General features: G+C 50.0%; 15 protein-coding genes. 3 read left to right on the plus strand and 12 right to left on the minus strand.

From position 1 onward, the window contains the following. Positions 1-47: 47 nt before the first annotated feature. A complete protein-coding gene (locus Enr10x_RS13960) occupies positions 48-1379 on the minus strand; it encodes a Gfo/Idh/MocA family protein (protein ID WP_145450069.1) in 1332 nt (443 codons plus the stop codon). Between the two features lie 335 nt (positions 1380-1714). Here Enr10x_RS13960 and Enr10x_RS13965 point away from each other — a divergent pair, with 335 nt between their 5' ends. Then, positions 1715-3151 carry a hypothetical protein gene (locus Enr10x_RS13965; protein ID WP_197996485.1) on the plus strand — a complete coding sequence of 479 codons (1437 nt, stop codon included), beginning with the start codon at positions 1715-1717 and terminating at the stop codon, positions 3149-3151. 153 nt (positions 3152-3304) lie between these two features. Here Enr10x_RS13965 and Enr10x_RS13970 read toward each other — a convergent pair whose 3' ends face one another. Together Enr10x_RS13970 and Enr10x_RS13975 are read right to left on the minus strand one after the other, a co-directional pair. Then, positions 3305-7420, minus strand: a complete 4116-nt coding sequence (locus tag Enr10x_RS13970) for a PVC-type heme-binding CxxCH protein (RefSeq protein ID WP_145106715.1) — start codon at positions 7418-7420, stop codon at positions 3305-3307. Between the two features lie 105 nt (positions 7421-7525). Continuing rightward, complete coding sequence (locus Enr10x_RS13975) at positions 7526-8965, minus strand: sulfatase family protein (RefSeq protein ID WP_145106713.1); 1440 nt, start codon at positions 8963-8965, stop codon at positions 7526-7528. Positions 8966-9298: 333 nt separating this feature from the next. On the opposite strand from Enr10x_RS13975, the gene Enr10x_RS13980 reads away from it, so the two are divergent. Together Enr10x_RS13980 and Enr10x_RS13985 are read left to right on the plus strand one after the other, a co-directional pair. Beyond that, positions 9299-11410, plus strand: coding sequence for a DUF1592 domain-containing protein (locus Enr10x_RS13980; protein WP_197997608.1), 2112 nt, complete (start codon positions 9299-9301; stop codon positions 11408-11410). Positions 11411-11440: 30 nt separating this feature from the next. Further along, the gene (locus tag Enr10x_RS13985) at positions 11441-12790 is read left to right on the plus strand and encodes a DUF1552 domain-containing protein (protein ID WP_232093391.1); all 1350 of its coding nucleotides are present in this window, start codon (positions 11441-11443) and stop codon (positions 12788-12790) included. A gap of 103 nt (positions 12791-12893) precedes the next feature. Here the strand turns inward: Enr10x_RS13985 and Enr10x_RS29955 are convergent, their stop codons facing one another. From Enr10x_RS29955 to Enr10x_RS14025, 9 genes are all read right to left on the minus strand, one after another. Beyond that, positions 12894-14261: a sulfotransferase gene (locus Enr10x_RS29955; protein WP_197997609.1), complete on the minus strand. Its 1368-nt coding sequence runs from the start codon at positions 14259-14261 to the stop codon at positions 12894-12896. A gap of 414 nt (positions 14262-14675) precedes the next feature. Continuing rightward, positions 14676-14798, minus strand: a complete 123-nt coding sequence (locus tag Enr10x_RS30530; RefSeq protein WP_261343262.1) for a hypothetical protein — start codon at positions 14796-14798, stop codon at positions 14676-14678. 133 nt (positions 14799-14931) lie between these two features. Further along, on the minus strand, positions 14932-15348 hold the full coding sequence (locus tag Enr10x_RS13995) for a carboxypeptidase-like regulatory domain-containing protein (RefSeq protein ID WP_145450072.1): 417 nt from the start codon (positions 15346-15348) through the stop codon (positions 14932-14934). Next, positions 15345-18932: a cadherin repeat domain-containing protein gene (locus tag Enr10x_RS14000; RefSeq protein WP_145450075.1), complete on the minus strand. Its 3588-nt coding sequence runs from the start codon at positions 18930-18932 to the stop codon at positions 15345-15347. The genes Enr10x_RS13995 and Enr10x_RS14000 overlap by 4 nt, the downstream gene beginning before the upstream one ends. A gap of 491 nt (positions 18933-19423) precedes the next feature. Further along, positions 19424-19843, minus strand: a complete 420-nt coding sequence (locus tag Enr10x_RS14005; RefSeq protein WP_145450078.1) for an SMI1/KNR4 family protein — start codon at positions 19841-19843, stop codon at positions 19424-19426. Between the two features lie 221 nt (positions 19844-20064). Beyond that, on the minus strand, positions 20065-20544 hold the full coding sequence (locus Enr10x_RS14010) for a hypothetical protein (protein WP_145450080.1): 480 nt from the start codon (positions 20542-20544) through the stop codon (positions 20065-20067). A gap of 107 nt (positions 20545-20651) precedes the next feature. Further along, complete coding sequence (locus tag Enr10x_RS14015; protein WP_145450083.1) at positions 20652-21227, minus strand: hypothetical protein; 576 nt, start codon at positions 21225-21227, stop codon at positions 20652-20654. 191 nt (positions 21228-21418) lie between these two features. Next, a complete protein-coding gene (locus Enr10x_RS14020; protein ID WP_145450085.1) occupies positions 21419-21703 on the minus strand; it encodes a hypothetical protein in 285 nt (94 codons plus the stop codon). Positions 21704-22121: 418 nt separating this feature from the next. Continuing rightward, positions 22122-22712 carry a hypothetical protein gene (locus tag Enr10x_RS14025; RefSeq protein ID WP_145450088.1) on the minus strand — a complete coding sequence of 197 codons (591 nt, stop codon included), beginning with the start codon at positions 22710-22712 and terminating at the stop codon, positions 22122-22124. Between the last annotated feature and the right edge of the window lie 72 nt (positions 22713-22784).

Below are 22784 nucleotides of genomic sequence, written 5' to 3' on the forward strand. Positions count from 1 at the left end.
CAAAAAACTGCATACCAGGCGTTTTCTATCTAGAGGAAAATCGGAGTCTAAATCGAAGCGATTTCGAAGCCAGTGCGGTAGTCCCGCGTCAAGTATTTGTTGGCCTCCGAGTTGTTCGTGATTTTGAGCGCTTTGCCATCGAATTCGAGGGTTTCGCCCGGGAAGTACGCGGCCACATTTCCTAACTGCACGGCTTCGGTCAGATGGCCTCCGTATTCAAACCCGTCGCTGGGCTGTTTTCCGGACAGGCAACCATCGACCCAGCCGTGATAATGGTCGAGACTTGGCACCGGTTCGATTGAAACACCTTCGATATTGACGAACGGCTGGCCGACATGGGGCAGAATCATGTTGCCTTTTTGACCGACGAAAATTGAGCCTCCGCCCGGCAGGGTCTGGCCGGGTAAAAGTTTGGCGATTCCGTTACTTGGCCGCCGTCCGCCATCGTACCAGGTAATCGGCAGGCTGCGACCAGCCGTATACTGTGTGCCGGGGATGATGTATTTGATCGTTTCCTGGGCGGGCCAGACTTCATCATTCATGCCAGTGTGCTCCGAGTGCACACTAATCGGGTCGCCCGTAATTTTGAGGGCCGTATACACCGGGTCGAGTAGATGGCAACCGAAATCGCCGATGGCTCCGGAGCCGAAGTCCTGCCAGTCTCGCCACGTAAAGGGATGGTAGACCCGGTTTCCGCCGTAAGGACGCATGGGGGCCACGCTGATCCAGAGGTTCCAGTCGAGCGTTTTTGGTACCGGTTCATTTACCTTAGGCCGGTCGAGTAAACCGCTGCGTCCATGCCCGGTGGTGCCGACCCAGGAATGCACGGCCGTCACTTTCCCGATAACACCATCCTGAATCGCTTTGACTCCAGTACGATAAGCGGAGTGCGAATGGATCTGATTTCCCATCCGCGTGATGACACCCGTTTTTTTTGCCTGCAGTCGCATCTGGCGAGCTTCCCAGACCGTGCGCGTCAGCGGTTTCTGGCAGTAAACGTGCTTCCCGCGTTGCATCGCATCGATGCTGATGATGGCATGAGTATGGTCGGGAGTGGAAACCGAGACGGCATCAATTTTATCACCCAATTCATCCAGCATCGCTTTGTAGTCCTGGTAGACGGGAGCGTCAGGGGCCAAAGGCTTGACTTTTGCTGTCCGCGACAGATCGACATCGCAAAAGGCGACGCATTTCACTTTGTCGTGGCTGGCGATGAGCTTGATGTCGGAATACCCTTTGCCGTCGGTGCCAATGCCCGCAAACTGCAATTGCGAGTTCAAATTCTGTCCGCGGACGAATGCCGGTGCGGCGAAAGCGGACGCGGCTGCAACGGAGGTTTTCAAAAAATCGCGACGGGTGGTATCTGAGGAGGATGTCATGATTGCGGGCTTCCTGTTGAGTCGTTGATGGGGAAGTATTTTTGGTCAGAACCAGATTATGGTTTTGGGTAGAATTATGATTATAACATAAATGGTCTGCGATACGTCAATTGAGTCTGCATGATGAAGTGGGAGCAAATTCAGAATTCGTCCTGCCTCCCGTTTTGACGATAGTCCCTGAATTTTGATTCGTGATTCTGGTGAGCTTGTTTGTTACCATATCCATCAGCAGATTCTCCAGGATTCATCAACCGGATGCGATTCTGGAAGGAGCAGTCTGTTTATGACAATCGGTGATCAGCATGACCATGACCATTTAACTGAAAGAAAATACTATGTATTGCCGGACAATCTTCTTCACCCTGCTCGTCTGGTGTGCCACGGGACCTGCCCTTGTCGCACAGGCCGAGTCGGGTCAACTGCGTGCGGGGGCTTGTGCAGTTGATGTTTCACCAAAGCAGTTCCCTGTCAGCTTGCGAAGTGGAAAAGCGAGGGACAAAAGTGCCATCCATGACCCGCTGCATGCCAGAGCGATCGTGTTGAATGATGGCAAGACCATTGTGGCGCTTGCCGTCCTCGATGCACTCGGTGCTCCCCCCGAAATGCTGAACGAAGCAAAACAGATCGCTTCGAAGAAGACGGGGATTCCAGTCGATCGCATCCTGATTTCATCGACGCATACGCACTCTGCTCCCCCTTCCAACCGGACGGAAGGTTCCCCGGGGGATGTCGCTTATCGGAAAGTTCTGATCGAAGGACTTGCCCAGGCAATCACTCAGGCTTTCGAGAATCAGCAAACCGCTTCCCTGGGCATGGCGTCTCACGATCTTCCGGAAGAAGTCTTCAATCGACGCTGGTTTCTGCAACCCGGCAAGATGCCTGCGAATCCCTTTGGAAAAATGGACATCGTGAAAATGAATCCGGGAACCAGCCCGGCCGTGCTGGAGCGGCCCGCTGGACCTGTCGATCCGGAGTTGATGGTCCTTTCCATTCAGAACGCCAAGCGAAAACCGCTGGCCTTACTGGCCAATTACGCATTGCATTATGTGGGAGGGATCCCCAAACGGCATGCTTCGGCAGATTATTTTGGCGAGTTCGCCCGCCTGATGCCCAGTCGTCTGCGCGCGGGCCAAGACTTCGTAGCCATGATGTCGAATGGAGCCTCAGGAGATATCAACAATATCCCCTTTCTCGTGAACCGCCCCCCGCGGGAGCCGTTCGAACAGGTCCGTATTGTCGCGAGCAAAGCCGCCGATACCGCTTATTTTACTTACAAGAAGATTGAAAACCACGAACGCAATCTCACCATCGACATGCTGGAGCGAAAGGTCGACTTGAAATACCGACGCCCCTCTGCAGAAGAGGTGACCTCAGCACAAAAAGTACTCGCATTAAAAGACAAGAGCGAAATCGCCAGGCTGCCTAAGAAAGCCGTCAACTACGCACGCAAAGTGGTACAGGCTCACGAACGGGAAGAAGATTCCCTCACAGTAACCATCCAGGCCATTCGTATTGGTGAGTACGCGATTGTCGGCATCCCCTTTGAAACACTGGTTGAAATCGGCCTGGAAATCAAGGATCGAAGCCCGTTCGCACGCACGATGGTCATCGGCCTGGCAAACGGTCGGCACGGCTACCTGCCAACTCCCGAACAGCATCGGCTGGGAGGCTATGAAACATGGCTCGGCACGAATGTCGTCCAGAAAGATGCCTCGGTGATCCTGACCGACAATCTGCTGGAGATGCTGAAAGAACTTCAGATGCGTAAATAACGGTCAGTAACAGTTGCGGAGTACGTAACAGAGGGCAGGCCCCTTAAAAACAATCAAAGAGTCGCTGCCCCCTTTTTATTCTTCAGGTATGCCTGTCTGATTGTTTAGAAGTTTCTATTTACTATTTTAAGTTTAGAACATGGCGTTGCGTGGCTACTTCCCCCTATTACTTAAGGATTGCAATAGCTGGTGTTCTGATTTCGTATGATCCAATGGCTGATCTGCTGGTCGATCATAAATCAGGATAGCGTACGAGAGTCGAAATGTTTCGCCCCGTTTCACCTGGGTTTTAACGTACGGTTCGCGGCGTTCCCGGGGCTGCTTCGGAAAGGGATTGAAGACAACCACACCATAATCCCGGGCATGCAGCCATGATGGCCGGGGGTTCTCAGGATCGGCCAGTACCATCACTCCGACCTCACGTCCCTTCACCGTCCCCGCATAATCAAACCACCGGGCATCCTTTCCCCAGACCTGTGCTCCATTCCGCTCACCGCGATCATTAAGAATCGTGCCATTGCCACCCTGAACCCGTAAGGGGGAAGCGACACGAACTGCCAGCCCGGATTCTTCCTGGTCACCAAAATAGAAATCGTGACTGTCAGATCGATACTCGGCATCAATTTTCAGAATCAGTCCGTCTGGAGCTCGTTCAAACCGGTAACGTGTAATTTCGTTACATACGACATCATGCTTGTCCTGGCTCATGAACAGGTTGCTCACCGCAAAGCTGCCAGTGTTCCGATTCCCGACAGGAGGTTCGACATACCCATTGTATTTAACCTGGGCCTGCAGGCGCCAGTAATCATTTCCGTTCACATCACCGAAACCAATCCACAGTCCCGGATGCATGACCGGATGAATGATTCCGTCTTCCGCCTGGTAGCCCGGGTCGATGTCTTCGGGGCTGCGCGGTGGGAAATTGCGCGTGACCTGAATTCCCCCCGGTGTCATGAGGTTAACGAGTGCCCGACGCGTCAACCGAGGATGCTGCTTGAGATAGGTCGCGATCCGCTGGGATTTGAAAAAAATCTCGAGCCGGTCATGGTGTTCCCGAAACGAAAATCCATCACGGTCACCAATCTTTTTCTGGGTCAACAGCCAGGCGACGAGATCAGCAATCTGCTGAGCATTCAACATCTTTCCGAACCCATTTGGCATCGGTGAAACTCTGGTCCCGATCCGTTCTTCAATTTCAGCAACAGCAATCGTTTTAACAACACCATCCGTCCCAACCAGTTTCAGGACCTGTTGGGTTTCCTCAAGGATGGCCCCCGAAATCACCTTACCTTCTACGGTGACAATCTGTTGCAATGCGAATCCTTCGGTAATGACCTTACTCGGTTCGAGTATCGATTCAATCAGCACGCGTGGTTCCCTGGCGCGGCTACCGATATCAGACAGATCGGGGGCGAGTACTCCACCAATCCCCTCCATACGGTGACATTTAAAACACCCGGCCCCTTGGGGATGCAGGAACAGTTCCCGTCCCCGTTCTGGATTTGCGGTTTGCATGTGAGAGAGCACCTGGTCGATCGTGGCTGTCTGCCCGTTTCCCATTGGTGATAATATCTGTCGCTGGAAAATAACGAGATAGTTCCCCCGGCCAGAATCGGTCTTCGGGTGATTCGTGTTTCCGCCCAGCACAACCCGACCTGCGGGAAAATGTTTACGATACAGCCGAAAGACGGGATCCGTGGTTGTCAGTTTCAAGCCTGTATCTTCAAACCCTCCAGGTTGACCAATCTTCATCCACTGCAGGTCATCCGGGTTGCGCAAATCGGTTCCCACGATGAGATCGCAGTCTTCGGTTGTGACCAGCGATAGCCACTCTGCTCCCGTTGAGCGATCATCTCCGTTGGCAGTTCTCAGAAACGGTAATCCGGCCAGTTCATTCGGGACCTGAGTGATATGGTAACTCCGATCCGTATAATGCCGCTTGCCGACATCAAGACCGGTCCAGTCTAATTCATAAAAACGGCCGCTGGGAGTCTGAACTTCAGAGACAAATTCACGATGCCGATAGTGGGGGACGTGTCGAATCTCATATTCAGCGGTCACGGTCTGGCTACTTCCATTGCTTCCCCGATTGACGGCAACTCGTAACTGACTCGAGTGGTCTATCGGTATCGGTCCCTTCACACGTTGAGATGTGAGAGTCGGCAGCGATCCATCAAGAGTGTAGGTGAGAAAAGCTCCTGCAATGGATGTTTGAACTGTCACGTTGACTGCTTGGGAATACTCACCGGGAGGTGGATTGAATCGCACCAGCGGAGTTGCTTGCCCCGTCTTCTCCAGCCAGTCGTTAACCAGTTTGACAATGCGAGGATCTTCATCGTTTCGAAATGCGAGTGCTGCAGTGCCGTTGATGGTGCCGTCGTGAAATAATCCCAGTAATGCTGCCAGTCGAACCCCCGCGCAAGGATCCTCTAGCCATCCTTTTCTCTCCTGCAGGGATGACAGTTCTCGGAGTGCATTCCAGGTTGAGAAAAAGACGATCCGATCTGTTTCATCAGCAGCCACCTGCAGTAAATCCTGGACCCACTGCTTCTGTTCTGCCTGCCAGATTGCCTGTACTGCTGCATGTCGAAGTCGGGCATCGACGTTGGTCAAAAAAGGGAGAACCACATCAGGCAGAGTCGTACATTGTTCAAACTTGCGAATCCGATGAGCCAATATGCGCAGCGCCTGAATCCGGGCATTGCGGGTCGCTTCCGAATCAGCAAGGATTCCTGCCAGGTATTGATTGATTCTGGCTGCAGGTGAACTTAAACCGATGGTCCATAAGGCCCAGGTCTCACTGGCAGTGCTCAGCTCACCCTGGTTCAACCTGGAGAATAAGTATTTCTGAGCGGGCTCACCTCGTCTGAGCAGTTCACTTTGCGCATTCACGCGCCAGGCGGGAACGTCACAGGCCAGGTCCTGAAACAGTTGTTCGAGCGTCCATTGCCGCTGTGGTTTGCGGCGCAGGTCGTGTTGCCAGTTATTGAGAGGATGGGCTGCATAACGGATTCGATATACACGCCCTGCATCCACCTGTTTACCACCTTTGATCGTAGCGCCGTAAGCGTGTCCCCAGCTCAGAATATATAAAGCTCCATCAGGGCCGACTTCAATATCAGTCGGCTCAAATATGCGGCCGGAACTCGCAGGTAGAGACCGTCCTCCCTCAGCGTGAGCAAAGACCGGTGGAAAGTCTCCCTCGCACTTCATCAGTGCTCCTTCCCACCGCGGGCGGAACGCATACACTTCCCGACGCATCCAGTCATTGACGAAGAATACCCCCTGATACTTTTCGGGAAACTGGTTCGCATGATAATGAATCACACCGGCCCCTGATCCTTCAAAGAGTGAAGCACTGGCGGGGACCGTAGGCAGATGCCCTTCCCCTGTCCAGTGAAAACTCCAGGGGTGCCCCCACCCCAGGTGAGCCCCATAGAACGGCGCGAAGATCTTATCTCCCTGCGTCTGGTCATTGTCGGTTCCCAGCCAGTGAAAACCATCATCAAAGGTAATATCCCAGGGATTGCGGAATCCGCGGGATACGATTTCCAGCCCCTGGCCGGATGGCTTTCCATCGCGATAGGGATCGCAGCGTAGAATTCCCCCCTGCTGTCCCCAGTCATCCTGCGGCGTGTGATATTTGCGTCGGTAGGTCTGTTTTGTGAAATATTCAACTGGCGGGTAATCAGGAGCCCCTTCAGGAGAAGGCAGCCCCCAGAGTTCCCGGAACACTTTGGGAGCAAGCTGATCCAGCCTGTTGTAACCTTTCGAGTTCCCTTTCGACATATACAATTTACGATCAGGCCCAAAGTTCAAGCCATGCAGCGAGTGTTCCAGATTCCCCAGACCGGTATAGACGCGAATATACACGTCGGCTTCATCGTCATTATCAGTATCACGAACAACTGTCAGGTCAGGGGAATTGGCTACCCAGAGATCATCACCGTGCCAGGCCAGCCCCTGGATGGAATTAAACCCTTCGGCAAATGTCTTGCGCTGGTCGCTGATCCCGTCTCCGTTTGCATCAATGAGAATATCGACGCGATCACCAGGGGTGTCGGGGGTTGGGCCGCGCCACTGGGGCCCCTGGGCAACACAGATTCGCCCCCAGCTGTCAAATGCCAGCACACAGGGATTGCTGACCAGCGGCTCGCGGGCAACAACATCGACCACAAAACCTTCAGGAACGATTGGTAAATCGTCTTCGGCCTGTAGTAAGGAGTTGACTGACAGCAGCAGGACCAGCAGGATCACTCGTACAATCATTGTTTTCTCCTTTCACTGTTGATTCCCACAAGCATTTTTATTCGGACTTTCATCCGGCTGGAAAAAATGGGACACAGCTAAAGCATTTTCGTTAATCAATCACTCTCACCGATAATCTTCCCAGAGGTCGGCATTTTCATAACTGTCGCGAATCCGCCACTCGCGGAGGATGGCGAGCATTTCTCTCTTCTTTTCAGCATGTTCGGGCGCATCCCAGAGGTTGTCGACCTCCAGAGGATCGGCTGTGAGATCAAACAGCTGTCCCCACGGTTCGTCCAGAAAGTGAACCAGTTTCCAATCCTGGGTGCGCACCATGGTCATAAACTTGCTGGTTGTCAGAATGCCGTCTTTGGCCTGTTCGGCGAAAACAACGTCACGTTCACATGCTGCAGATTCAGTGCCTGATTCAAGTAACGGCAACAGGCTCTGTGCCGCCATCGGTTCCGGGAGGGGGATATCAGCGATATCCATCAATGTGGGACCCAGATCCATCTGCTGAACCAGACCCTCAACCGCACGCGCTGCGCCAAAGCGTTCTGGAGCCCAGATTATCATCGGCACACGGGTAATGACGTCATACATGGTCCATTTCTGGCTGTGTCCATGGTCTGTCAGGCAATCCCCATGATCAGAGGTGAAGATGACAATGGAATTGTCCAGCAGCCCTTTCTCTTCCAGCGCCGTCATAATCTCCCCCACTTTTTCGTCAATCATCGTGACGTTCGCCAGATAATAGGCGCGCTGCCGGTGTCGCTGTTCTTCCGTCGGTTCCAGGAGATGCACAACGGAGTCGTGATCCACCTCGTTGTTATGAATTCGCATCGCCTTTAACGGCTCCGGCTGGTGGGCCAGGTCGCTTTCGAGCACGGGGGCGATGTTGAGCTCTTTTTTCAGGTACGACTCTGTATACCGGGGAATCGGATCATACGGGGGGTGCGGGCCGGGAAAACCGATTTCCAGAAACAGCGGTTCGCTGACGGGGTAGTTGCGGATCCAGTCGACCGCCATGTTCCCCACGAACATGTCGGGATGCATATCCTCATCCAGCAGCCAGTCAAAGGCTCCCAGGCTTTCTTTGTAATCAGGTAACTGGCGGTAGAGTTCCCGTTGCTGTTTCACCAGGCCGCGGGCACGCAATGCTTTATCCCACTCATCATAAAAGTAACGACCTTCCAGGTAGCGATCTTTGTTCTCTACCACGTACCGTTGATCGAAGCCTAGGGGAGTCGTGTAGGGCCAGCTGTGCATCTTGCCGATATTGACAGTCTGGTAACCTCCGTCATGCAGGTTTTCGATCCAGCCATGCTTCCAGGTATCTGCGTTTTTCAGAATCCCCGTCGTATGCGGATAATGACCCGTAAAGAGGGATGCTCTGGCCGGAGCACAGGAAGCGGCTGTGATGAAACAGTTGTTGAATACAATTCCCTCGCGATGCAAACGATCCAGGTGCGGCGTTTCCATGAAATCATAGCCGGCAGCGTGAATCGTATCGAAACGCTGCTGATCGGTAATAATGAGTATGATGTTGGGTCGTTGATCTGTCATTGGAATGCCCTGCGCCCTGCCCTATGAGTGTTATCTGGCATCAGTCGAAGACTTTCATTGTCTCACAACAGTATTATTTATCTACCAGATCGACGCCGACAGACGCAAGTACTGCAGCGGGATTGGACAGGGATGTCACGGAAAAACGTGGGCATGGTACTGTCATCACTGTGAGTTCAGCCCGCCGTTTGCTGGTGAGCACCCCCTCAAAATCAGAGGAAATACACACCGTAATAGACACAGCGGGGGTGGCTGAGTTAGAATAAATGACAGTTTATGCATCGAACGATTTCAGACCCAACCTCAATGCTCAATCCCAGGTAAGAATCCACCTTGATATCACGATTTTTATACCTCATCGTTTTTGCGGCGATCTCGCTGGCTCCCCTGCTCTGTCAGGGAGCTGAGCGTACGCCGGATCCGCAGGCGGACGCTTTCTCTGCCGTCATCCAGCCGGTCTTTCAGCAGAACTGTGTGAAGTGTCACGGCAAGAAAGAACAGGTGGAAGGCGAAGTCAATCTGCTCCGGCTGGAAAATGCCGATCAACTGGTCAGCACTCCGGAAATGTTGAAAGATTTAATCGAAGCGGTCGACTCAGGCTACATGCCCCCTGAGAGTGAAAAACCACTCTCTGAATCGACGCGCAAGCAACTGGTAACCGGTCTGAAAGCGTACCTGAAACAATCGATTGAATCAGCGGGGACCTTGCCGGCCACGCCGATTCGCAGAATGAATCGGTTTCAATACAACAATGCCGTTCAGGATCTGTTCCAGCTGAAAGTGGAAGTCTTTTCACTTCCCGAGCGGATGATGCGGGAGTACGACAATTACTTTCGGCCACAAACGGGAAAAATGCCCCCGGAAGTACGGGTCGGCAGTCGTCCGCTTGGCAAGTCCCAGTTGATCGAAAAGCGACTTGGCGGAGTGGCTGCCTTCCCCCAGGACTTACGTGCCGAGAACGGGTTCGATAACAGAGGGGATCACCTTTCACTTTCCCCATTACTGTTGGAATCGTTTCTGAGACTGAGTCGTTCCATTGTCACCAGTGCAGACTTCAACTCAAAAACCTGCGGTATCTGGAAAGAGTTTTTTGCAACTCCTAAAGATACGACGCCGCAAGAAACACAGGCGATCATTGAAGGTCGCTTAAGGAAATTTCTGACACGCGCCTTTCGACGTCCCGCCAACGATGAACTTGTCAACCGCTATACCGCTTATGTGATGAAACAGATTCAACATCAGAGGTCTTTCACGGAAGGCATGCAGGACGCGGCAGCAGCGGCACTGGCTTCGCCTCAGTTTTTCTATCTGTATGACCAGTCGGCTGACACAGAAATTCTGAATAGTACAGGAATTGATGATTTTGCTCTGGCTTCGCGCCTTTCGTTTTTTCTCTGGGGAAGTATTCCTGACCAGACACTGCTCGACCTGGCTGCAGCCGGAAAACTGCATGAGCCAGACATTTTAACCGAGCAGGTTTCCCGCATGTTGCATGACGATCGTCTCAAGCGATTTTGCGACAGCTTTCCTGTCCAATGGCTGCAACTGGAGCGGATCATCTCATCCACTCCGGATCGTCAACGGTATCCGCAATTCTACTTTTCCAAGTACCGTGCCAGCATGCATATGATGCTGGAGCCGTTACTCCTGTTTGAGACGTTGCTGATTGAAGATCAGTCTGTGCTTAAGTTGATTGATTCCGATTTCAGTTATCGAAGCGAATTGCTGGATGCCTGGTATCGCGATGGTAAGCAGGGCAGAGCAGGATCTCCAGTCACTGTGAACTTTCGGCGCGTGCCTGTCAAAGACCGGCGGCAGGGCGGAGTCATCACCAACGCTGCTGTCATGACGATGACCTCGAATGCAACCCGGACCCAGCCGATCACGCGCGGTGCCTGGATTGCGGGCGTCATTCTGAACGATCCTCCCAAACCTCCGCCTGCGGATGTGCCCCTGCTGGAGGACAAGCCGAAGTCTGGCGAAGAAAACCTGACATTGCGTGAGCGGTTCGCTGCCCATAGAAAACATGCCAGCTGTGCAGGCTGTCACCAGCGGATTGATCCACTAGGGTTTGCGTTGGAAAATTATGATGCAGCAGGCCTCTGGCGTGATAAATACCCCAACGGGCGAACGGTCGACGCCAGTGGCAAGCTGTTAAGCAAACATGAATTCGCCAATATTATCGAGTTCAAAGATGCGTTGCTGGCTGAAAAGGACCGGTTTACCCGTGCCTTTGCAGCGCATTTGCTCTCATTTGCCCTGGGACGCGAAATTGGGGTTGCAGATTCACTGGCATTGGAAAAGATTGTGAATAAAACAGCGGCTGCAGATTACCGGTTTCAGTCGCTCATCAGGGAAATCGTGTTGAGCCCCCCTTTTTTACAGAGTGCAGGTACACAGGGAAACGAGCCCGTCTCTGAACAATCAGACGCGACCTCAAAATAAATTCCTAACTCGTCAGCTTAGAATGGCAGAATGATGATTGAAATCAATCGGCGATCTTTTCTCCGCGGAGCAGCAGGAGCGACATTGGCATTGCCCTGGATGGAAAGTCTCGCACACTCTGAAGTACCTCCGAAACCGGCACAACGCCTGGCGGTCTTTTACGTGCCAATCGGTGTTGTGCGTCGTGGCTTCTTTCCGGGCGAACAGAATGCAGAGATCCCCAAATTCACCAGTAGTCAGAAAGAGATTACGCGGGAAACCGGTCTGGAAGTGGGGATGCGGCCTCTGGAACAACTGACACCCACTCAGCAGCCACTCGAAAAAGCAAAGCAGAAAGTCACACTGATCACCGGCATGGACCGTTTCTACAAGCATGGAAGCGATGTGCATGCGCAATGCGCCTCCTGTTTTTTAAGCAGCGCCACCGCCCACGCAGTCAAGTCGTCGGTGTACCCCTTGGCCCGTACGCTCGATCATATTATTGCTGACCATGTCGGGGATCAGACCCCATTCCGCACTTTAGAATTGAGTTGCAACAGCCATCGGGACAACAAAGAGTCGATCTATTTTGACAATATCTCCTGGTATGGAACGGGTCATGTTGCGCCCTCGATGCGCGACCCTCGGAAAGTCTACCGCCGTATGTTCGGCACTCAGGAAAACCAGGCCTATCGCGATATCACGGGACTGGTTCTCGAAGATGCACGTTCATTAAACAGACGACTCGGCCGTGCAGACCGTGAAAAATTTGCGGAGTACTTCGATGGCATCAGGACGATCGAAGAACAAATGGACAAACTCGATCTGATAAAACATGAAATTGGCAAAGCTGCGGTGAAAGAACCAGATAATTCAGTACTCCCCCGTGGCCAATATATTCGCCTGATGGGAGACCTGATGGTGGCAGCCCTCCAGGTTGGTTTAACCAATGTAGCCACGTTGATGATTGGGCCCGAACGCTGGGATACCCCCATGCGCTACGAATCGCTGTTCGACAAACCGATGAGCCATCATCAGATGTCTCATAATCAGAATAAGTTTATGAAAGAACTGTTACAGGTGGATCAATTCCACATGGAACAGTTTGTTTATCTCGTACAAAAAATGGATGGCATTCGCGAAGCGGATGGAACGACATTACTGGATAATACCATTTTCACTTATGGTTCCGGTCTGGGTGATGGTGCCACCCATCAATATACCGACCTGCCCATCGTCGTCGCCGGTTCGGGCGGAGGACGCTTAAAGACGGGACAGCATCTGCACTGCTCTGACGGCACAGCCCTGGCAAACCTCTGGCTCACGCACGCACAAGCCATGGGTTTAAAGCTCGATCGGTTTGCCGACAGCATCGGCCCCGTTCAGCAATTATTGACCTGATATAATCGCATATCTCTCTTTGATCAACTGGTCATTGACTGTTTAGCACCATCGATAAGTGGCTTTGATCTTTGAGTTTCAGAAAACAAACATGCGAAATTGACTACTGATTGAAATTCAGTGTGAATGAACCAAAGCGTTCTGATTCACGGCCGGCATCTTCCCAGCCGTAAGCATACATGCCGACATGCCAGAGGCGAACGGTGGTATCTGCCATGATCTGGTAGCCACAATCCCGGGCACGCTGACAGAACGAATAGTCCTCAGCCAGATAATCATATCCGTCGTCACGCTGGTACAGCATTGGGTGGAAGAAGGGAATCATGGTCTCGCCGAAGCGTTCGTTACACATTGGGAGCTTCAGCTGTTCCTGAATCTTTCGGTAGACCTCCCTGCGGATGTGTAGAAAGCCAGTTCCCGCATAGAGAATTTCAATCAGGCCGCCGTCATTGCCAAATGTCATACTCGGCGTCCCCGGCAGCACATGGCAGGCCAGTTCCCGTTTACCCTTTTTCGGATAGATGCCACAGGAAATCGGCAGGTTATGTTTTCGAAGTTTCTCGATCGCATCGGGAAAGAAACCCACATCAGCATCGATCCACATCGTCTCTATAAAACCATCTTTGAGAGCATTTGTAGCCAGCTGATTGCGTCCCTGATCTATGGCTGCATAACCGCGGATACGACGTACGGTATATCCGCGACGTTCCAGTTCTTTAAGTGACTGTTCACATTGGGGAACAATGCTCCCTGTGTAGGGTACCAGAATGACACAGTTTCGTGGGTCCATTGGATGAGCAGAGACACGATGCTCTACTGGTTTTACTGGGGTCTGATCTGATTTGTGAGTATGGTGTCCTGCCTGATTGACCTGTTGTGCCTTGGGAATTCCCACAAATGACAAGAGCTCGCTTACTCCAGCCTCATCATTCAGTTGTTCCATCTCGACAATTCTGAGATGATCCGGAAAATCCCTGGACAGAATCTCTGCCCGCTCATTGTACTCATCCCAGTAACGGGCGATCCCAGCTTCTCTGCTTTGGGTGTCGTACTTGGGGAAGATTCGAGACCAGTTGGGTTCATAGTGCCATCCCGATGGCAGTTCTTTGGCCCAATGGTTCATGGGAAGGGGATGCACAAGATCCAGCCAGCGACAGAAACTTTTGACGACAGCCTCTTTGTCTCGTTTCAGGCAGATGATGCGAACGTCTGACTCTGTATTGATGATCTCTTCGACGTAGGGCAGATAGAAAGACGCAATATCTCCGATCAGTTCGGCATTTCTTTTTCGCCGCATCCGGGAAAATCGCCTGGCGATGATGCCACTGTTGTGTTCACGATCCCATGGTAATAAGGGGGCTTCTTCATGAGTGACATGGGTATTCGGTTGCGCGTTTAGAATCTCTGCCAGAGAAAGCGTTCCACATCGGCCCGTTCCCATACCGAGGATGATCTTTGAATTTTCAGACATGAAATCTCGTAATGATTAAGTCAATCATGATTGAATCAGAACATTAAAGGCGGCTTGAGTACATTTTGTTGATTTCGACACAGTCTTGTCGAGCTCAAGCGGTTCTGCACAATAAACAGATGATGTCTCTGTCATTTCTTTGAAGATGTTCAGGAGTTCCTGTAGCCATTCATGAGTCCACGTACCATTCTTTTCGTTTCAAGCTGAAATGCCAGGCCGGATAGCCTCCATCGGCTCCGAATCCAACAGAACACTCACCTTGCGGTCCCCCCTGGAAATAGATCCAGATTGATAAAACAAGGACTCTTTTTGCGCTCGTTCTTTCCAACGATTTCTCACCCCAAAATGGGGCTGCCCTGGCATCACTTCACCATAATTTCCGGCCTTGCACATGCATCACATTAAAAAAGCATGCTACATCAGTTGGTGGTGCACCTGGCGATAAACATACCATGCATACAGCAGTCCCCCCATGATCACGATCAAGCAGACAAAACTCAGCACAAAGATAAGGGTGATGAAGGTTTTACGCTTCATGATATTCTCGATTTGATACAAGGATCAGTATTCTGGTTGGTCTGCATCAGGACTTCCCCCCTGTGAGGAGAGGAAGTTTATATACTCTCAGATATTATAATAAACTGATCAATTCAGCTGCAAAATGAACCACTCATTGTTCTGGTACTTTCGGTTCTGATTCATCTTTGGGTTTGAGATTGATGATTAAGTTTGCATAGACACTACCTGCCGCATACTGTTTCTGATATGGCTCGTATCCTTCCTTCTTCACTTCTAAGATTAATCCTCCTTCTGCAGGAGCGTGGGCTGAGGTGATTTGAAACTTTCCCTCAGCATGAGTCTTTAATTTCCAGGGTGACATCAACAGTTGATTTTTATTACTGGGAGCATCTGATATTGTCACATCTGCATCAATGACCGGCTGATTTTGCTCATCGAGCACCTGACCTGAAAATGATGATGCACCATCACCTGGAAGACATCCCTGTAAAGTCGCAGCCAGCAGGAAACAGAAAACCGTTAGACACAAGGGACGCCGAATTCCGAATGAGTGTTCGTGCATATTCATTGTGTTTTGCTCATCCTGGTAGTAATTTTACCATTAAAAATAAACGAGACAACATTAGCAAAATCTGCTGGAATTTGTCCATAACTGGGTGAGTTTGGATCAAACCAGGACATTGCATTAGGATACCGCTGGAGAATCTCAGTCACAGTATCTTGTACCGCATATGCATACATTTCAGATATGTTCTTTTTGTAACCATCGCCTTCAAACAATTTGGCGGAGGCAGAGTCAAGCAAATAACCTGCTATGAACGGGGTCGTTCCCATCGCCATAAACTCCTCATGAAAAGAATGAAAGGTTTCATGAGCAATTAAAGCAATACTACCATTTCCCTGCTGTGCCGGATAAATATTGCCACGATAGAACTGATCCGTCCCAAGAGCGATCCCATTTACCCAGGGTCTCCAGTAAAGAATATTTTGTGCAATGACATTTTTCGGCCAGTACCACTCCGAGCGATTAGATCCATCATAAAGAGTAACTTTAGCGAGGGTTGCAGCAAGTGTAACCTGGAGATCTTCTTGTTGATTAAATCCGGGCATGGATTTCTTAAAGATATATTCAATAAATGCCCGTTCCGTCGGTGTTAATTTTCTGCTAGTGTCATCATTGTTTTCATTCTGCTGGGCTGCCGGGTCCCCCCCCTGTTGTTGAGCCGCAGGAGCTGCCGCATTCTGGAAGGCCACCCAGGCGGCATCTTCCGCATTCTCCCAGTCTGTTTCAGCGCCGGCCAATGCACCTTCATATGTATTCCAGGCATTTGTTTCGGCTGTATTCCAGGCTGCTTCCGCGAGTGAAACGGCATTTTCATAAGCGTTCCAGGCAGCACTTTCGGCTGTTGCCCAGGCATCTTCCGCAGCAGTCCAGGCGGCGTCGTAAGTAGACCAGGCACTATTGACCGCATTCTCCCATGTTGTCTCAGCAGCAGTCTGGGCAGTTTCAAACGCAGACCAGGCGGCCTGTTCTGCGGTGTCCCATGCTGTCTCTGCTGCGGCCATTGCCGTATCATAGGTACTAAATGCCGCAGCCTCTGTCGACGTCCAGGCTGCAGCGGCGTTCTCCTCGGCTGTTTCAAAAACTGTCCAGGCAGCCGCTTCTGCTGCAACCCAGTCTGCATCAGCTGCAGAAACTGCCGTTGAATATTGCATCCAGGCAGCATCTTCTGCAGCAATCCATACAGCATCTGCAGCATTCATAGCCGTAGTAAAATTCGTCCATGCAGCATCCTCGGCAGATTCATAGTTACTGGAAGCAATTGCATATGCTGCTTCGTATGTCGACCACGCATTGCCTTCTGTTGTGTTCCACGCAGCGACTGCAGCATCATAGGCAGTCTGGTAGACTGCACTTGCCGTCGATTCCGTGGCGTACCAGTCATCTGCTGCAGAGTCAGCGGAAATCTGCCATTGATTTTTTGCAGCTTCAACTGCAGCAGAGTAAGTAGTTGCTGCCGTACTTTCCACTGCCGCAAAAGTATTCCATGCAGCTTCTTCTGCTGCATACCATGCGTCATCAGCAGCTATGAATGCAGCATCTGCAGCAGATGTATCTCCCCCATTGTCCATGGCATCCATCATCAGATCCCAGGCTGCATTATAAGCAGCATCCCAAGCCTGGTCAGCAGCCTCGACCGCATCCAGATAGGATTGATACGCGGGATCAACTACACCGTTATAAGCATTGGTCGCACTCTGAACAGCAGTATTAAAAGCGGCATCGGCTGCATCAATGGCTGTGTTATAAGTATTATCTGCTCCATCCATTGTCGTGTTGTAAGTATTTGCTGCTGCCTGCTCAGCTGTCTCAAATGTGGCATCGGCCGCATCCATCGTGGTATTATAATCATCCTCAGCTGATTGGATTGCTGTTTCAGCGATGAGAAGTGCAGCATCAATGGCTGCGTTGAAGGAATTTTCTGCTGATGTATATGCGGAATTCCACACATCAGTAGCCGAGTCAACGGCTGAGTTATACGCATTTGATGCATTTTCTACCGCGGAATCATAGGTCGTGTCAGCGACATCAACGGCATCATTGTAAACTGCATAGGCAGCATCAACTGCCGAATTATATGTATTATCAGCAGTCGCCATCGTGGAATCGTAAGCATCTGCAGCAGCTTGTGCCGCCGAATCATAAGCGGCATCTGCAGTGGCCACTGCCCCATCATAAGCATTACCGGCATTGGTAATTGCCGAGTTATAAGCATTGTCAGCTGCATCCATTGCTGACTGATAGGCATCGTCTGCTGCTTGCGTTGCATTTTGATAAGCTGTATTGGCAGTAGCAACGGCGGAATTGTAGGAATCTGCTGCAGAAAGCTTCGCGTTATCCAGAACTGTATCAGCAGCATCAACGGCCGTATTATACGTATTGGCTGCATTCTGAACAGTATTTGCGTAAGCGTTATCAGCAGCGGTCACACTTGCCAGATAGGAATCGTAGGCTGAATTCGTACTCCCCGACGTCGAGCCACTACTGGATGATGAAGAACTCCCGGACGAAGAACCACTTCCCGATGAAGAGGTGGATCCGGATGTGCTGCCTGATGTTGATCCGCTTGTCGAGCTTGAGTTGCTCCCGGAGGTGGAACTACTACCGGATGATGAAGTGCTGCCTGATGAGGACGCGGAACCGGATGAGCTTCCCGACGTGGAACCACTCGAGGAACCTGTCCCGCTGCCCGAAGACGAATTACTGCCGGAACTGGATGAGGAGCCGGAAGAACTGCCAGAGCCACTATTGGAACCGGAACCACTGCCTGAACCTGAGGTTGAGCCACTCGAAGAGGATGATCCGCTGCCGGATGAAGAACTGCTGCCAGAAGTTTCAGCAACGTCCTCTACGTAGATCTCCCCCCAGCTGGTTGAAGTGTTTCCCTGTGAATCCGTTGCACTCACGCCGAATGAAACGGACTGGCTGGTTTCATAGTCCAACGCAGCGATCAGAGTAATCGCACCAGTCGAGGCATCAATGGAAAACGTCTCCGTACCTGAGGTCAGCCCATAGGTCACCGCGTCATTTTGAGGATCGCTGGCGGAAACGGTACCAATCACTGAACCCACCGCGGCATCTTCTGCGACGTTCCACCAGTAACCCATTCCGTAATCGTCGAAGACCGGCGATTCATTCACGTCGGTAACGCTCATATCAACCCAGCTGGTTGAACTGTTTCCATTGGAATCCGTTGCACTCACGCCGAATGAAACAGACTGGCTGGTTTCATAGTCCAACGCGGCAATCAGAGTAATCTCACCAGTCGAGGTATCGATGGAAACGACGTCAGTCCCCGACGATAAAGCATAAGAAAATGCATCGCCATCAGGGTCAGTAGCAGAGACAGTGCCGATAACAGAGCCTACCGCGGCGTCTTCAGCGACACTCCACCAGTAGCCCATTCCGTAATCATCAAACTGAGGGGCATCGTTAGTACCACTGAGCAACTGGCGTTGTTCCAGCTTTTCAATCGCAGCAACATATTGAAATTTGTGCTTATTTCTGCGTCGACGACCCCGCCGAGAACGAACAGGAGCACCAGATTGCAAACAAAAACGCAACGAATACAACCAGTCTTTCAACACCATGGCAATCAATCCTTCTTGCTGCTACTTGAGAGAAAAGTAGAATCATCAGTGCCTCCAGCCAAAGTGCATCAATGAATTCAAATGCACTTATCGTGGTTCAGTATTCCACCGATAAAGATCAACAAAAAAATTGTGTGATAATGCTTCTCAAGGCTGAAGTGCCTCGGCCATGAAATGGTGAGAGTTGGTTCGTCAACAAAAACACATCGCATTATCGTGTGCCTGCGTGTTTTAAAGCTGAGGAAGAGAATACAGGAGGGATTTCTCCGGTTCAAGCAAAAAATCACGAAAAACTAATATTACGTACACATCCACAACTGTTTTTATTTTCAGAATGAATGTTCTTCTGCCGACTGCAACCAGTTTCATCACCCCACAAACAGTCATGAGAGATTTCCATGGATCAATCCGTCTACCACTTGAGACCACACTGACGCGTAATACATACAGGAAAAGATACTGGCGAAGTTCGTGATGCAGAAGTCAAGAAACTAGAAGTAGTCTTGAAGGAAGTCGCTGAAAGTTTCCCAGCGAGGTTCTAATTCACCTTTTATTAACAGATCTTCTCCACCCTCAAAATCGACGACGAATACCTCGTCCGACTCAGTGTCCAGAACATGTACGGTCCCACCAGGAGAAAGCTGTGTCAGCACGAGCATTCGTTCGGGAAATCCATACTGTGAACGACATTGTTCTGTAAGAGTCCCGATATTGCATTCATCCTCTCTAATGTCAGCAAGCTCAATTCCCAGCGAATTACTCCAGAACGGACCAAAGTATGTGCTGTAAAATTCCGTGAACTCACTCGAAGGGGTAACGTCCAGATGTCCCAACACGGCCTCAATATTGTTCCCCTGACGATGGTACGCCGGGTCACTCAAAGCATTCACAACTTTATCTGGCAGACTCATGTTAGTATTTACCGGTTTTAATCAGGCTGGTGTCTGGTTGCCACTCTGTTACAGTTTGGTTACTCCAGACAGAATGGAAAAAACTCACCACAAAAGCAGCACCTGTCATGATCATTCTGTCGATAATCCTTGCGAATTTTCGTTTTAAGGTTCCAGATATTCTCAGGTCCGGAAGAGTCTGGAGGGAGGAATCTGAAAATTCGGACTTGTCATCATACCATCTAACGCATCTTGTATTTTCTATCCGGACCGAGAACTTTCACTTTCACATCATAATCTGGACTTACTGTGATTAGTTCAAATGTACCTTTGAATGAATCATTACAATAAAAAGAGATTCCAGAACTACTCTTTTCTATCGGCTGCCAGACGTCATGGTATTTCTTCAGGACTTGATCTCGACGAAGCAGTACTTTTCTGCGGGATGGAAACGCCTTGGTAAACAATTTAATGAAGTCATCTGAATCTTCTAATGAAGGTCGTAATTCTGCCAGCATTTGTTCGAATTGCTTAATATCTCGACTTGGGACAACCAGCCGACCATCTGAGCATTCCAGTATTACAACTTTCTTAGAGGGTTTAACGGGAACTGATCGCCAGATACTCAAACCAGCCTCACCATATTGAATCTCTTCTTTAAAGGTAACATCACCTCTTAATTCACGCCGTGCCAGTTTCTCAATTAGAGCCTTGTTTTTCATGCTACTCAAGTTCGTATCAATCGATTCGCCAACTCAATGCTGCAGAGTTTGCATCTCTTGTCTGTATCTGACCTGACACAGAATCTTGGGATAAAAAGTTGTCAGTGCTAATTGTGGGGGATAGTAAACCAGTGCCAGTTATCAGACTGAACCTCATATCTTTTAGATGCCGAATCTAACAACTCATCTATTTTCGAGTAGAATCCCTCGAGCTTTGCCTGACCGCCATGATCTACAATCACTAAATCATACCCACTTTCCGTTGGGTATTCCCATACTTCCAACCGCTCAATCCGCGAGTCATTCGACACAGAAACCTTTTTCTGTGACAGGTTTGTCTGACCTTTCAGCAAACACTTTTGCTGACGATATTCTGCCAGCAGTTTGAAAAACTCACTATATCCAACCTCATTATCACCAAATTGATCTTCAATGATCCTCCACCATCCACCATCGTACCTGGACCATCGACCACAGTAAGATCGTTTCGATTTGCCGAACCGACGTGCAAGCCAGTTCGCAAATTGCGAGAAAGGAGGTTCCTCTTTTCGATGCACTGTTCTCCCCTGAGGCAGTTCATCTGCAAATTCTAAATAACGACTCTTAATAGAAGTAACTGACTTACTTTCTACCGACTGGGGTAATTCCATCCATAACTGATCGAAAAAATGATAAATGTTCATGATTTGGACGATTCCCCACAGGCTCCACGTCTAAATTCGACGAAATATTATCAGAACGAATTGGCTAATGGGACTGGAATTATCCTGGTGGTTTACCAGCCTTGCAGCATGCTTAAGCATTCGAAATATTCTCAGGAAAAAGAGACTCGAAGATTCTTCACACATTATCTGAATCTACCTTTTCTTCTCCCCTATGTGCTACGATTTTGTCTTCGTGAATTTTCAATCGCTGTTTTAAGGTTGGTTAAAATTTCTCCCCAGTCATCTAAGGTGAGTCCCTCAACCCAGACATCCAGTAAACCTCTTGGTTGAGTACAAGCACTATAGAGATACTCTAATGCTTCATTCGATTGTGGATCTTTACTCAAGACACTTGCATAGTGACGTAAAGATTTTGACCAGGCTCCCGAATGTCCCCCTTGTTCGAGTAGTTGAATAATTTTATCTGTTTGATCGATTACCTGATTGATAGTCACTTTCCTTTTCGCTTCGATTTAACCAATCCAACAGAGCCACCAAAGCGACTATTTTCGACACTGCCAAGTTCGTTGAAAAAGGTATCAGTAACTGAACTTTGCTTTCGCCCGGGCAGAAAGCAGCATCTCAGCATCCCAACCACCAATCCGTCCGGCTCAGGATGAAGATGAATAGAACGCTCGTATTGATTTCGAAACGTAGAACTCAGTTTTCTGGCATCCTGCATACGATCATTACTGGATCAGGCTCACAGAATTAATGTAGAGCGTTTCTCCCGCTGGTCGTCTTCTCCGTTTGAAATTGATTGTCTTCTATTTGCAGTCCCATAAATGGCGACTTCAATCGAAGAAGTGAAAAGGACTAATCAAAGGTGAGCCCTTCTGCTTCAAGCAATTCACGTTCTTTTAGAACTTTTTCCTATCGCTGTCTGTGTTCAGGACTCGGCAAACTGAAAACGCCTTCGCTGGCATTCTTGATTCCAAGCGATTTTAGATTGAGACGCCAGAAACTGACTGGCCCTATGCCGAGAGAGCCCCAATCCACCTCGTCCTTCCAGCTCGCTTTTATCGTAATATGTTGACGATCGTTTTTCTTTATATTACATCCTGGCAATCCTATGATAACAGCAAATCCTTGAAATTCAGAAATGTCGATGAGCATCTCACTTTTTGAATATTCCTGCATCACATAGTTGTCGTTGTCATCAGGCTCAATAACTAATCTGGCGGGATGACGACCTGAAACCCTGACCTCGTTCACAATCGATTCCGAGCTGATAAACAGCGTATCTCCACAGTCAATATTTGAAAAAATGACGTTTTCAAGGAATACTCCCTTACGAATCATTCCTGCACCAACGCTGCTGCAATTTAGAAATTGAACATTCCTGATCAGGGTTCTTTCTGTAAGCCTCCGGATCGTTAGTGTGTCAAATTGTTCGTTCTGGTATGTAACATTTTCGAGGATGCGGTTACCTAGTTTGTCGATTAAGAACTCAAGCTGTTTCATAGATCATTTTTCTGATTGTTGGCCCAACCAGTCCCGACATTTAAAACCAGGGTCATCAGGAATCGTGCCATA

Origin of the sequence: Gimesia panareensis (genome assembly GCF_007748155.1) — a bacterium.
GTDB lineage: Bacteria > Planctomycetota > Planctomycetia > Planctomycetales > Planctomycetaceae > Gimesia > Gimesia panareensis.